Genomic DNA, 12,690 nt, shown 5'->3' on the forward strand with positions numbered 1-12,690 from the left:
CAGTCTCAGTCAATAAACGCGGGAATTCTGTCAGGATTTGGTTGCGAAGTGATTAGCGAGTCAGGGGTGGTGCGCGAGGCACGGCCGATGCTGCTGGTGGTGGCAGCGGCGATGATCAAGGGCGGGCGGGTGCTGGTGCAGCAGCGCCCGGAGGGCACCGCGCTGGCCGGCCTGTGGGAATTTCCCGGCGGCAAGATCGAGCCCGGCGAAACCCCCGAGGCCGCGCTCGCCCGCGAGCTGGACGAGGAACTGGGCGTCACCGTCGACCCCGCCGCGCTGGTGCCGCTGACCTTCGCCAGCGCGCCGCTCGCCGACCGGCATCTGGTGCTGCTGCTCTACCGGCTGGATCGCTGGGAGGGCGTGCCCGAAGCACGCCACGCCAGCGCGCTCGCTTGGGCGGACATGGCGGCGCTGCGGCGTCTGCCGATGCCGCCGGCGGACCTGCCGTTCCTGGAGGTGCTGGCGCCGTTGCTTCGGGGTGAGGCGGTTTAGGGAGGCTGTCGGCGGCTAGCGTGGCGTCTGACTTTGGGACGAACCTGCCATCCGCAGCCGCCTCGCCGAACGGTGGGTTCATCTGAAAGCCGCCATTTGCAATTGACCCGAAAAGGATGGTTTTTTGGGAAATTCATTGGCACTTGAAACATGGACGAGGCTGGCGTTTGGCTGCCATGTATCGGTTCGCTCACTGCCAGTATCCACGGGGACCATGCTTCGACGTCGCTGTATCGCTGCATTGATCGGTCTGGCGCTGGCGTCATGTGCAACCGGGGAGGCAGAGACTGGTGACGGCAGCACTGTCATCGACCATGTGACTGTCCTCGATGGCCGTGGAAGTAATGCGCTAACCGATGCGCGCGTACTCGTGAGAGATGGGCGCATCGTCAGTGTTGGCCGTTCGATCGGTCCGCTTCCGCGAAATGCGGCGTTTACAAACGGACGGGGCAGGTTCCTGTTGCCGGGCTTCATCGACATGCACGCCCATCTCCTGTTTCCAAGATGCTCGTCGGGAGACGCGGCACCGCAGTTCGACCGCGCCTTGTCTGAAAAGGCTCTGTCCAGGCAGATCGACTTTGGCATCACGATGGTTCGCAGCCCTGCGACACCGACGGTTGAGGGCTTGAAGCTACGCGACGATCTGAACGCTGGCATCGTGCGGGGACCGCGCGCGATCGCGTCCGCCGAACTCATAAACGATGCATCGTTGACGGCCCCTCAGTTACGCCAAGTCATGCGTGATGCGCTTCCCTCTCGACCGGATTACTTCAAAGTCTATGCCCGGCTGAAACCGGAGCAGGTGGCCGTCGTCATTGACGAGGCCCACCGCCATCGCATCCCGGTCATCGGGCATCTGCAACGAACGACTTGGGCGCAGGGTGTGGACCTCGGCGTCGATCATCTGGCGCATAGCCTCGACTGGTCGATCGACGACCTCCCGGCGAACCGGCGAGCCGCCTACACCGCCGCCATCAAGGGGCGCGGCGGCTTTCGTTCTCGCATCGACTGGCTTGAAGCATTCGACCCGAACGGGATCGAGCAACGCCAACTCGTCGCAGCGCTGGCACACAAACGGGTGTCGGTCGACGTAACGCTGATCGCCTATGACGGCAAATTCTCGAAACCTGCGGATGGCCGTTTCCGCCGAAACCCCTTCCTGCGCGCGTTCCCCGAGCTTCGCAGCGACTGGGAACGATGCGGCGATGCCACCGCGGACTGGAACGCTGATGATTATCGACGTTGGCAGGCAGCAAGGCCAAAGCTCTCGGCTTGGATTAAGCGGATGAGCGACGGGGGCGTGCTGCTGGTGAGCGGCACCGACCTGACGAACGAGTGGATCGCACCCGGCGAAGGGCTGCATCAGGAGTTCGAACTGCTCGCGGAAGCTGGCCTGACGCCCAATCAGATCCTGCGCATGACCGGAGCAAACGCGGCTGAGGCCCTCCATCGAAGCGACGTGGGGATCGTTGAGGCAGGCCGGCGCGCGGATCTCGTGCTGCTTTCCGCCGATCCTCGCAAGTCGATCTCGAACACCCGGTCGATCGTCTGGGTCATGCAGGGCGGTCGCATCGTTTCCCGCGACGCACCGAAACCGTGACTGTCCTTGATCAAGCTGCGCGGCCCGTACACCTTCCCAATTGGGAATTTATTGCGAGACGCGCAGTGACAGCGCGTAGGCACGAGGATGACAGGCTGAGCTTTCCCGAATCCTGTTCCCGATTGTGTTTTCCCGAAACTGCGCATCGGAGATGGAAAAACGGGACTGTCCGCAATCCTTAAATGCCCGGTTTTAAAAACCCGTGGTGATCGACTCAACGGCAATGTGGATCGGCTGCCGTCCGGCGGGTCTAGACGCGCGCTCGGCAGGTTTCGTCAGATCCGGCCGTTCGCGCCACCAAAGGGGAATGGCGATACTTGGTCGGGGGCGGAAGCTGACACACCGGTCACGGCGAACCTCACGCCTCAACCGCTACAGCGTCAAAATAGTCGTTGCCCCCAGCATCCCGATGGCACCCCGCCATCTCCAACCCCGCCGCTTCGACCAGCGCCCCATACCCCGCTTCCCCCAGCGACCACGAACGCCGTCCGGTCAGGCTGTCCTCCCAGTCGCAGCGCTCGCGGGGGGCGCTGAACAGGAAGCGGCCGCCGGGGTGCAGCGCGGGGCCGACCCGGGCGATCACCGCCGCCTGCGCCGCCTCCGGCAGCAGGAACAGCAGCCCGATCGCGACCACGCCGTCGAAGCGGCGGTCGAAGAAGCGGCTGGTTTCCGCGGGCTCGCAGGCCGCGGTCGCCTCGGGCACATTGTCGCGGAAGGCGGCGATCATCCGCGGCGCCGGGTCGATGCCGAACAGCGCGAAGCCCTGCGCCGCCAGGCAGGTGCCGATCGGCACCCCGGTGCCGCAGCCGATATCGAGCACCGCGCCGCCGCGCGGCAGCTGGCGGGACCAGTGGAGGACGATGTCGCTGCCGACATCCGAGCGCAGCGCCGCGAACCGTTCGGCGACGGCGTCCCAGCCCGCCGAGGCGTCGTCGCTGGTCACCGACGCCTCGCCGCCGGCTAGCCCTTGGGCTTGAGCGCGTCGGCCAGCGACGCCGTCGCGCTGCCCGGGCGCGCCGGCTTGGGCTGCGAGGGGTCGGGGGCCCAGCCGGTCAGGTAGACGATCGAATATTTCTCGGGCGTGCGGCCGTCGGGATCGGCGCGCTCGGCGAAGGCGGCGGCGGTGCCGAGCAGGGTCTCGCGGCGGAGCGGCGGGGTGTTCGGAAGCAAATTGGTCGCCGCCATGCCGCGCAGGTCGCGGATCAACCCGCCCAGGCCGCCATAGCGCACCGTCAGCGTCTCCACATCGGCCACCGGCAGGGTGAAGCCGGCGCGCGACAGCAGGTCCCCGGCGGCGCGCACGTCGATCTGCGGGTGGAAGCGCGCCACCGGCCGGTCGGCCTCGGCGGCGAGCAGGCAGCCGCGCAGCGTCGCGAGGCTGCCCGCGCCGAGAAAGGCGCCGAGGAACAGCCCGTCGGGCTTGAGCGCGCGGCGGGCGAGGGCGAGCGCACCGGGCACGTCGTTCACCGTGTCGAGCACGCCGGCGGAGATCACCAGGTCGAAGCGCGCCTCGGGAAAGGGGTGCATGTCCTCGTCGGCATGGATCGCGCCGCTGGCCGCGGCGAAGGTCGCGCCGGCCTCGAGCCGGGTGACGGTGGCGCCGGGCCAGACGAAGCTGCCGTCGGCGCTGCCCAGGTCGAGGACGGTGCGGAACTCGCGCTTCACGCCCTCCAGCCGTTCGTACAGCCCGTCGAGCATATGGTCGCGCAGGAAGCTTTCATAGCTGCGGGCGGCGCGATCCCGGCGCTTGCGGCGCAGCGCGCGGTCGAAGATTTCGGAGTCGGACACGGCGCGCTTGTGCAGCGGCGCGGGGCTTGGAACAAGAGGGGCGTGGATCCGCGCGCGCCTTTCCTCCGCATCCTCGACCTGGCGCTGCCGCCGCGCTGCCCGGGCTGCGGCGCGATCGTCGAGGCCGATCATCGCTTTTGCGCAAGTTGCTGGGACAGCCTGCAATTCCTGGGGCCACCCTGGTGCGCGACCTGCCACCTGCCGTTCGAATACGACCGCGGGGCGGGGGCGCAGTGCGGCGACTGCCTCGCCCATCCGCCGCCGCATGACGGGGTGCGCGCGGCGGTGGCCTATGGCGAGGTCGCGCGGCGGCTGGCGCTCAAGCTCAAATATGGCGGGCGGCTGGCGGTGGCGGAGACGATGGCGCGGGCGATGGCGCGGCTGGTGCCCGAGGGCGCCGATCTGGTGGTGCCGGTGCCGCTCCATCGCTGGCGGCTCTGGTCGCGCGGGTTCAACCAGGCGGTGCTGATCGCGCGGGGCGTGGCGAAGCGGCACGGGCTGCCGGTCGAGACCGACCTGCTGCGCCGGGTGAAGGCGACGCCCAAGCTCCAGGGGCTGGGCCGGCGGGCGCGGGCCAAGGTGGTCGCGGGCGCCTTCGCGCTGGCGCCTGAGGCGCGGGCGCGGCTGGCGGGAAAGACGGTGCTGCTGGTCGACGACGTCCACACCAGCGGTGCGACGGGCGATGCCTGCGCCCGGCTGCTCAAACGCGGCGGTGCTTCGCGCGTTGTGGTTCTTTGCTGGGCACGCGTCCTCGCCGAGGATGCCATGGATTGACAAGCCGGGGGCCCGCGCACACCTCAGGAGGCATTATGGCAAAGGTCGAAATCTACACCAAGGCGTTCTGCCCCTATTGCACGCGCGCCAAGCAGCTCCTCACCGCCAAGGGCGCGACGTTCGAGGAGTATGACATCACCATGGGCGGGCCCAAGCGCGCGGAGATGCTGGAGCGCGCGCCCGGCCGCACGACGGTGCCGCAGATCTTCATCGACGGCCAGCATATCGGCGGGTCGGACGATCTCGCCGCGCTCGATCGCAAGGGCGGACTGGACCCGCTGCTCGCCGCATGAACCGCGCCGCGCTGCTCCAGATGACCAGCGGGATCGATCCCGCGGCGAACGCGGCCACGCTGGTCGAGGCGGTGGCGCAGGCCAAGGCGGGGGGGGCGGCGATGCTGTTCACGCCGGAAATGTCCGGCCTGGTCGACGGCAACCGCGAGCGCGCGCAACGCCACTATGCGCATGAGCGCGACGATCGTGTACTTTCCGCCGTGCGCGAGGCAGCGGCGCGACACGGCATGTGGGTGCATCTGGGCAGCCTCGCGGTGCTGCGCGAGGACGGCAAGCTCGCCAACCGCGCCTTCGTGATCGACGACGTCGGCGCGATCCGCGCGCGCTACGACAAGATGCATCTGTTCGACGTCGATCTGCCGACCGGCGAGAGCTGGCGCGAATCGAACAGCTATACGGCAGGGGCGGGGCCGGTGGTGGTCGACACGCCGCTGGGCAAGCTCGGCCTCGCCATCTGCTACGACCTGCGATTCCCGGACCTGTTCCGCACGATGAGCGACGCGGGCGCGACGATCCTCGCGGTGCCGGCGGCGTTCACGCGGCCCACCGGCGCGGCGCACTGGCACGTGCTGCTGCGCGCCCGCGCGATCGAGGCGGCGGCGTTCGTCATTGCCGCGGCGCAGACCGGCGAGCATCAGGACGGTCGCGCCACCTATGGCCACAGCCTCGCCACCGATCCCTGGGGCGACGTGCTGCTGGACATGGGGGAGGCGGCGGGGCTCGGCTTCACCGAGCTCGACGCCGCGCGGGTGGACGATGTGCGGACCCGGGTGCCCGTGCTGCGCCATCGCCGCGCCATTCCGGAGGCGATCGTCGCGTGATCGTCTTCGACCTGAAGTGCGGTGCGGAGCATGTATTCGAGGCGTGGTTCAAGTCCAGCAGCGCTTATGAGGAACAGCGTGCGCAAGGGCTGATCGCCTGCCCGTTCTGCGGCGACGTTACGGTGACCAAGGCGGTGATGGCGCCGGCGGTGGGTGCCAAGGGCAACCAGTCGCCGGAAACGTCGCCGGTCACCCCGGCGGCGTTCAAGGCCGCGCTTGCAGCCGTGGCGCAGCTCCAGGCCAAGCAGCTCGAGACTTCGACCTGGGTAGGCGGGGCGTTTGCGGAAAAAGCGCGAGCGATGCATCTTGGAGACGCGCCGGAGGCACCGATCCACGGCCAGGCGACGCTTGCGGAGGCGAAGGCGCTGGTCGACGAAGGCGTGCCGGTCGCGCCGCTGCTGGTACCCGTGGTGCCGCCCGAGGCGCGCAATTGATTTCGCGCGATCGGGTCGGTACGAGCGACCGCGTGGCCCGGTAGCTCAGCAGGATAGAGCAAGCGATTCCTAATCGAGAGGTCGGAGGTTCGAATCCTCTCCGGGTCACCACATTTCGTGCTGTTGATCGTCTTTGGATAGGGACGATCTCGCGCGTCTGTCGGGCGGCGGCACTCTTGGTCGGTCGGGCGTCGTGGTGCAGAGTTGTGCGAGCGGGAAATCCTGTTTTCAGCGCAGTAGACGTTCCGTCCTGCTTCTCGCGCGAGAGGGTTTGTCCCGCCTCGCCCGCTGGACCAGGTTGCTTGGCGGGTGGCTGAACTCTGCGCGGGTGCTGACTTCCGCAGGGTGCACCCGGGATTTATCTTCCTGCAATGGCATCAACTGGTTGTCGGGCGTATCTTTGGTTCGGCCCGGCATGTGAGGAATGCCATTCCCGCAAGTGGCGGGCCGCACGATCATCCACGGCAGAGAACCGGGAAGCGCCATGGCAGAGGATTCCAAGACCGAATTGCACCACTCGCTCAATCTTGCGGGTTTCCGCGCGCTGGCGACGGCCGCCGGGCTGTTGCAGCTGTGCCGGGAACTCGAAGCGGCGAATCTTCTCCCTTCCGCCGCGATCGACCGCGTGCGCGACGCGATGTTCGACGAGCTGATGGAGCAGGCCGCACCTGCGCGCCGACACGATGCTGCATTCGCAGCGCATCTCCGACGCAGGCTCGAAGGCCTCTTTTCTGGCGCGGAGCGGCTCGGCGACACACCCATCTTGCCGTCCTGACGCTGCGCGGCGGAAGCCCACAGCCCGTGGGGTGCCCGTCACCGCACGGCTGCGCGCGACCGGCGACGACGAATGACGGCTCTTGGACGACGAACCGAGGCGCTTCGTCCTGCATCTCGCAGCCATCCCCTGTAAGCGGTTGGCAAAGGGAGAGTTGTTTGCCGTTTATCGCCACCGCCGCCCGTCTCGGCGCATCCATCGTGCCGGTCGTCCTGCTCGCCGCCTGCGTCCCCGCGGCACCATCCGCCACCGTGAAGGCGCCGCCGCCCCCGCCGCTGCCACGCCCTACGCTCGTCGCGCCGCCGATCGACGCGACCGCTGCGAAGCCAAGGCCCAGGCGGTCCGACGAGCCCCCAGCGGCGTTGCTCAATGCGGTGCAGGCCCTCGGCGCAGGGTTCCACGGCCAGGTGGCGATCTCGGTACGGGATGTCGATCGTGGCTGGATGGTCGCATGGAACGGAGACCGACCGCATCCGCAGCAGAGCGTCAGCAAGCTGTGGGTGGCCATCGCGGTGTTCGACGCGATCGATCACGCTCGGATGACGCTCGCCACGCCGGTGACGGTGACGCGCAGCGACCTCACCGTCTTCCACCAGCCGATACGCCCGCTGGTCGGACCGAACGGCTATCGCACCACGGTCGGCGCGCTGCTCGAGTGCGCGCTGACCCGTAGCGATAACACCTGCAACGACGTGCTGCTGTGGAAGGTCGGCGGTCCCACCGCCATCCGCCGCATGCTGAAGGAGAAAGGCGTCGACGGCGTCGGCTTCGGCCCCGGCGAGCGTGAGCTGCAGGCGAAGACCGCCGGGCTGGTCTGGCGGAAGGAATGGGCAGGCGGCTGGGGCTTTCTCAAGGCCCGCGCGGCGATGCCGGCGGCCGAGCGCCGCAGGGCACTCGATCGCTATCTGGCCGCGCCCTATGACGGCGCGACCGCAAACGGCGTGACGCTGGGCCTGTCGCTGCTCGCACAAGGCAAGCTGCTCGGCCGCACCTCCACCGATCGCCTGTTCCGGATCATGCTGGCGAGCAAGACGGGCCCGTTGCGGCTGAAGTCCGGCCTGCAGCCCGGCTGGAAAATGGCGCACAAGACGGGGACGGGGCAGGAGCTGGGCAAGCTCGCCACCGGCTATAACGATGTCGGCCTGCTCACCGCGCCCAACGGGCACCGCTACGCGGTGGCGGTGATGATCGCCAGCACGCGCCAGCCGATCCCGGTTCGGATGCGGCTGATGGGCGACGTGACGCGCGCGGTGATCCGCACGGCGGAATAGGACGCGTCTTCGCTTTCCGGGTAAAGTTCGCCTAGCCTGCGCGCAACCAACAGAAAAGGGACGAGGACCGCCTTGGACGACGCCATCGAAGCACAGGATCGCCGCGCCCGGCTTCGCGAGCGCCTGTTACACCTCGCCCTGTACCGTTGGTGGCGCCAGTCGATCGTCGCGCCAATTGACCATCAAGCGGTCGTCGCGCGGATCGTGGAGGATAGCGGCTGGTCGGGGCGCTTCGCGTTCATGACGATGATGTCTGCCGGCATCGCGGTGCTGGGGCTGCTGCTGTCGTCGCCGGCGGTGGTGATCGGCGCGATGCTGATCTCGCCGTTGATGAACCCGATCCTCGGCTTCGGCTTCAGCCTGGCATTGTTCGACTTCGTCGAGCTGCGACGGTCGCTCAAGGCGTTGGCGATCGGCGCGTTCGCGGCGGTCGCATTCACCGCGCTGATCGTCACCATCTCGCCGCTGCAGGCGCCGACCTCGGAGATTGTCGCGCGCACCCGGCCCAATCTGTTCGACCTGGCCGTTGCGTTGTTCGCGGCGCTGGCGGGCACCTATGCGATCATTCGCGGGCGCGGCGAAACCATTGTCGGCGTGGCCATCGCCACCGCGCTGATGCCGCCGCTGGCGGTAGTCGGCTATGGCATCGCGACCTGGAACGCGCCCGTGGGGATGGGCGCGCTGGCGCTGTTCGTCACCAACTTCATCACCATCGCGCTTTCGGCTACGGCGATGGCGCGCTTCTATGGCTTCGGCCACCATCTTTCCAGCCGCCAGACCTGGACCCAGACGGTGATCCTGCTGCTCGTCTTCGTCGCGATGGCGATCCCGCTCGGCATCTCGCTCAATCGCATCGGTCGCGAGGCAGTGGCGGTCACCCAGGCGCGAACGCTGCTGACCGAGCGGTTCGGCGCCAAGGCGCGGGTCACGCAACTTGACCTGGACTTCACCGCCGAGCCGATTGTCGTCCGGGCCGTGGTGATCACGCCCCAGGATGCGATGCAGAAGACCGCACCGCTGCAGAAGGCGATGGCCGTGCAACTCGGCCGCCCGGTGCGCCTCAGTCTCGACCAGGTGCTGCTCGGTGCCGGCGCCGACGCGCTGGCGGCACAGCGCGAGGAACTGCGGCGGGCAGGGGAGGTGTCGACCCAGGAGACCCAGCGCGCGACCGAGATCGCGCAGCTGGTGGCGCTGATCGCGGGCCTGAAGCCCGACGACGTCACCGTCGATCGCGACCATCACCGTGCCACCGCCGCCGCGACGCCGCTGCCTGGGGCGGGAATCGAGACCTACCGCATGCTGGAGACGCGCGCGGCGCAGCGCGCGGGCGACTGGACGGTGGCGATCGTCCCGCCACAGGGGCCGCTGCCGGAGATCGGCTTCGCGGACAATGTCGATACCCTCGACGCGCGAGCGACCGAGGCTATCGCTGCGTCGATCTGGGCGGCGAAGCGATGGAACATCGGTGCGCTTGGCGTGCCGGGGCTGACCACGGGCACTGCGCCGGCGAAACCCAACCTGACGCAGCGACGTGCGCTCGCCATTGCCGAGCAACTGCGCCGTGCCGGTGTCGGCGCGAGCGCGGCCCCGGCGGCCGGGCAGCGCTTTACCCTCGTGCCCGCGCCGGTTTTGCCCTAGGATTTCCGCCCGCCCAGTCGCCCTAGGAGTCCCCGCGCTGAACGAAATCGGCCTTCCCGAACTCGGCACGCTGCTGATCGTCGCGTCGCTGGTGGCGATGATCTCGCGGCGGATCGGTCTGCCCTATACCGCCGGGCTGGTTCTCGCCGGGATCGCGCTCGCCTTCCTGCCGGTGGGCGCCAACCTGCCGCTGTCGCGGGAACTGATCTTCAACATATTTCTGCCGCCGCTGATCTTCGAGGCCGCCTTGCAACTGCGCTGGCAGCGTTTTCGCGAGGAATTGCCGCTCACCGTCGTGCTGGCGTTCCTTGGCGTCGCAATTTCGGCGCTGCTGGTTACGGCGGGCATGCACTGGCTGCTTGGCTGGAGCTGGCTGGGCGCGGCCTTCTTCGGCGTGCTGATCGCCGCGACCGACCCGGTATCGGTGATCGCCGCCTTCAAGGAGATGAAGGCCGAGCCGCGGCTGAGCATGGTGGTGGAATCGGAAAGCCTGCTCAACGACGGCGTCGCCGCAGTGGGCTTCGCGATCTTGATCGCGGTGGCGGAGGGCGGCGGGCTCAGCGCCGGCGGCGTTGCCACGTCGCTGCTCTGGACGGTGTTCGGCGGCGTGGCGATCGGCGCCGCGATTGCCTTCGTGGTGCTGACGGTGGCGGGGCGGACCGAGGACCATCTCGTCGAGGTGACGCTGACCACCGTCATCGCCTGGGCAAGCTTTCTGCTCGCCGAGCATGTCCATGCCTCGGGCGTGTTCGCCGCGCTCGCTGCCGGGATCATCGTCGGCGCGATCGGCCCGCAGGGCTCGATCTCGGTCGCCGGGCGCCAGCATGTCCAGGATTTCTGGGCCTATGCCGCCTTCCTCGCCAATTCCTGCCTGTTCCTGCTGATCGGCAGTCATGAGGCGCACCAGCCGATCGCGCTGGTGAGCGGCGCGCTGGTCGCGGGGATCGTGATGACGCTGCTCGGCCGCGCGGCGGCGGTCTATCCGCTGGCGGCGCTGTTCGCGCGCACCGGGCTGCGGCTGCCCGCCACCTACCAGCATGTCCTCGTGTGGGGCGGGCTCCGCGGGGCGGTGGGCCTTGCGTTGGCGCTGGCGGTGCCGGCGAACGTGGCCGAGCGCGGCGCGGTCGTCGTGGTCACCTTCGGCGTCGTCGCCTTCTCGATCTTCGCACAGGGCCTCACCATGCCGCCGCTGCTCCGTCGCTGGAAGCTGACCGGTGCGGCGGATGCCGAGCATTGAATCAGGGGCCGATGTCGATCGCGTCGGCCTGCGTCCTGGTGTGCGCCCCGTCGTCGAAGCCGAGCGCCCGCGCCACCGGGCCGTTCCAGTCATAGGGGTCGGTGCGGACCGTCACCCGGCCCGTCTCGTCGACAAAGGCGTTCTGGTAGAGCAGCCGCACCGGAATGCGCACCGGCAGCGGCACGAAGGTCTGCGCGCCGCTGGCGCTCGCCGCCTGCCAGCGATCGGCCACGCCTTCGTCCTCGGCGAGCAGTTGCGCAAAGCCCAACGCATCCTCCACCCGCACGCAGCCATGGCTGAGATGCCGCTGGCTGCGCTCGAACAGGCCCGGCGCACTGGTATCGTGGAGGTAGATCGCCTGGTCGTTGACCATGTCGAACTTGACCAGGCCCAGCGCATTGTCCGGCCCCGGCTGCTGGACGATATAGCCGCCCCGGCGCACCATGTTGTGGCTGGCGAGATAGTCGGCGCCGACATGCGCCAGTTCGCTGTTCTCGATGGACTTGGGAATGGTCCAGGTCGGGTTGGCGACGAGGCGGTAGATCGGCGAGGATAGGAGCGGCGTCTCCCGGCCCGGCTTACCGACGATCACCTTGCGGCTGTCGACCAGCACGCCGTTGCGGTAATAAGAGAGGTGCGCGGCCGCGATGTTGACGTCGATGCGCGTCCCCGGCGGATTGCGCGCCAGCCAGCGCAGCCGCTCCAGCGCGACGGCGATCGCGCGGGCCCGGTCTGCGGGGCCGAGGTTTAGCACCTCGAAGGTCCGGGGCCCGAGCACGCCGTCCTCCGCCAGACCATAGTCGCGCTGGAGCGATCGCACCGCATCGGCGACTGCGTCGGTGTAGAGGTTGGGAGCGGCGGTCGCCTGCGGCTGCCCGGCCACCGGGTCGAGCAGATAGCCCTCGGCGGCCAGTTGCCGCGCGATGGCCGGCACCTGATCGTCGCGGTCGCCCGGGCGGACCAGTCCCGTAGCGGTGATGGGCGTTGCGCGCCCACCGGCGGCGTGCTGGTCGGCGACCGCGGCGCGATACGCCTCGGACAAGCGTGCATAGTCCGGGTCGGCGGGTGCGAGCCCGGCCAGCCAGCTTGCAGATGTCGCCGGTCGAGCGCCTTCGCCAGCCCCTCGGTCAGGTCGATGTCGGGACGGGGCAGCGTGTAGACAGCATGCAGCGACGTGGGATCCACCACCCCCTTGGCCAGCGCACCGGCGTAGAGCAGCGCGGCGCGGGTGAACGCGACGTCGCGCGCCGCCGGGGTTTCGGCCGAACTGGGCTCGGGCAGGAGCTGCAGTCGGTCCAGCCCATGGTCGGCGCGCCGTGCGATGGCCTCCTGCAGCGCTTGCGCGGCCGCATCGGTCCAGACCAGGTGCCAGCCGACGCGCGCATAGAAGCGTTGCATGTCCGGCGCCGTCGCCAGCGCACGCAGCGAGGCTTCCGTGGCAGCGGGGGCGGGCTGTGCCGCGTCGCGCTGATCGGCCTGCGCGGCGGTGGCGGGAGCGGCAAAGGACAGGGCGGTGCAAGCCGCAAGCAGGCAACGGAAACGCGGTCTCTCGAAGTTCATGTCCTTG

13 protein-coding genes, 1 tRNA gene and 1 pseudogene are annotated in these 12,690 nt (G+C 68.8%); 11 read left to right on the plus strand and 4 right to left on the minus strand.

The annotated features are described in order from the left end of the window. The first annotated feature begins 87 nt into the window (after positions 1-87). Positions 88-492 carry a (deoxy)nucleoside triphosphate pyrophosphohydrolase gene (locus GGR89_RS06110; protein ID WP_125973566.1) on the plus strand — a complete coding sequence of 135 codons (405 nt, stop codon included), beginning with the start codon at positions 88-90 and terminating at the stop codon, positions 490-492. Positions 493-952: 460 nt separating this feature from the next. Beyond that, positions 953-2,092 carry an amidohydrolase family protein gene (locus GGR89_RS06115; RefSeq protein ID WP_164542624.1) on the plus strand — a complete coding sequence of 380 codons (1,140 nt, stop codon included), beginning with the start codon at positions 953-955 and terminating at the stop codon, positions 2,090-2,092. A 358-nt stretch (positions 2,093-2,450) separates the two neighbouring features. On the opposite strand, the gene GGR89_RS06120 is transcribed toward GGR89_RS06115, so the two are convergent. Next, a complete protein-coding gene (locus tag GGR89_RS06120; RefSeq protein ID WP_241217831.1) occupies positions 2,451-3,035 on the minus strand; it encodes a class I SAM-dependent methyltransferase in 585 nt (194 codons plus the stop codon). 17 nt (positions 3,036-3,052) lie between these two features. Next, positions 3,053-3,880, minus strand: a complete 828-nt coding sequence (locus GGR89_RS06125) for a methyltransferase domain-containing protein (RefSeq protein ID WP_125973529.1) — start codon at positions 3,878-3,880, stop codon at positions 3,053-3,055. A gap of 42 nt (positions 3,881-3,922) precedes the next feature. Between GGR89_RS06125 and GGR89_RS06130 the strand changes: the two genes are divergently transcribed. The 9 genes from GGR89_RS06130 to GGR89_RS06170 all read left to right on the plus strand — a co-directional run bounded on the left by GGR89_RS06130 (position 3,923) and on the right by GGR89_RS06170 (position 11,123). Then, on the plus strand, positions 3,923-4,654 hold the full coding sequence (locus tag GGR89_RS06130) for a ComF family protein (RefSeq protein ID WP_125973527.1): 732 nt from the start codon (positions 3,923-3,925) through the stop codon (positions 4,652-4,654). Between the two features lie 35 nt (positions 4,655-4,689). Continuing rightward, on the plus strand, positions 4,690-4,947 hold the full coding sequence (gene grxC / locus GGR89_RS06135; RefSeq protein ID WP_125973525.1) for a glutaredoxin 3: 258 nt from the start codon (positions 4,690-4,692) through the stop codon (positions 4,945-4,947). Then, positions 4,944-5,768, plus strand: a complete 825-nt coding sequence (locus GGR89_RS06140) for a carbon-nitrogen hydrolase family protein (RefSeq protein ID WP_125973523.1) — start codon at positions 4,944-4,946, stop codon at positions 5,766-5,768. The genes grxC and GGR89_RS06140 overlap by 4 nt, the downstream gene beginning before the upstream one ends. After that, positions 5,765-6,202 (plus strand): DUF1178 family protein, encoded by a 438-nt coding sequence (locus tag GGR89_RS06145; protein ID WP_125973521.1) that lies wholly within the window; start codon positions 5,765-5,767, stop codon positions 6,200-6,202. The genes GGR89_RS06140 and GGR89_RS06145 overlap by 4 nt, the downstream gene beginning before the upstream one ends. A 34-nt stretch (positions 6,203-6,236) precedes the next feature. After that, positions 6,237-6,313, plus strand: a tRNA-Arg gene (locus tag GGR89_RS06150). A gap of 373 nt (positions 6,314-6,686) precedes the next feature. Beyond that, positions 6,687-6,977, plus strand: coding sequence for a hypothetical protein (locus GGR89_RS06155; RefSeq protein ID WP_125973519.1), 291 nt, complete (start codon positions 6,687-6,689; stop codon positions 6,975-6,977). A 305-nt stretch (positions 6,978-7,282) separates the two neighbouring features. Beyond that, entirely contained in the window at positions 7,283-8,248 is a 966-nt protein-coding gene (locus GGR89_RS06160; RefSeq protein WP_125973562.1) for a serine hydrolase, read from the plus strand. A gap of 72 nt (positions 8,249-8,320) precedes the next feature. Beyond that, the gene (locus GGR89_RS06165; RefSeq protein WP_206434265.1) at positions 8,321-9,886 is read left to right on the plus strand and encodes a DUF389 domain-containing protein; all 1,566 of its coding nucleotides are present in this window, start codon (positions 8,321-8,323) and stop codon (positions 9,884-9,886) included. Positions 9,887-9,962: 76 nt separating this feature from the next. Then, on the plus strand, positions 9,963-11,123 hold the full coding sequence (locus tag GGR89_RS06170) for a cation:proton antiporter (protein ID WP_342449836.1): 1,161 nt from the start codon (positions 9,963-9,965) through the stop codon (positions 11,121-11,123). A 1-nt stretch (position 11,124) separates the two neighbouring features. Here the strand turns inward: GGR89_RS06170 and GGR89_RS06175 are convergent, their stop codons facing one another. Together GGR89_RS06175 and GGR89_RS22765 are read right to left on the minus strand one after the other, a co-directional pair. Further along, complete coding sequence (locus GGR89_RS06175) at positions 11,125-12,165, minus strand: L,D-transpeptidase family protein (RefSeq protein ID WP_241217830.1); 1,041 nt, start codon at positions 12,163-12,165, stop codon at positions 11,125-11,127. A gap of 104 nt (positions 12,166-12,269) precedes the next feature. Then, a pseudogene (locus GGR89_RS22765) lies at positions 12,270-12,683 on the minus strand (L,D-transpeptidase scaffold domain-containing protein); the annotation flags it as partial. Positions 12,684-12,690: the final 7 nt, after the last annotated feature.

Source organism: Sphingomonas trueperi, from assembly GCF_011927635.1.
Classification (GTDB): Bacteria; Pseudomonadota; Alphaproteobacteria; order Sphingomonadales; family Sphingomonadaceae; genus Sphingomonas; species Sphingomonas trueperi.

What these genes read in the sequence shown, in the direction of transcription:
- GGR89_RS06155 (WP_125973519.1), top strand. Translation starts at nt 6,687, where the DNA reads ATGGCAGAGGATTCCAAGACCGAATTGCACCACTCGCTCAATCTTGCG.
- GGR89_RS06110 (WP_125973566.1), top strand. Translation starts at nt 88, where the DNA reads ATGCTGCTGGTGGTGGCAGCGGCGATGATCAAGGGCGGGCGGGTGCTG.
- GGR89_RS06140 (WP_125973523.1), top strand. Translation starts at nt 4,944, where the DNA reads ATGAACCGCGCCGCGCTGCTCCAGATGACCAGCGGGATCGATCCCGCG.
- grxC (WP_125973525.1), top strand. Translation starts at nt 4,690, where the DNA reads ATGGCAAAGGTCGAAATCTACACCAAGGCGTTCTGCCCCTATTGCACG.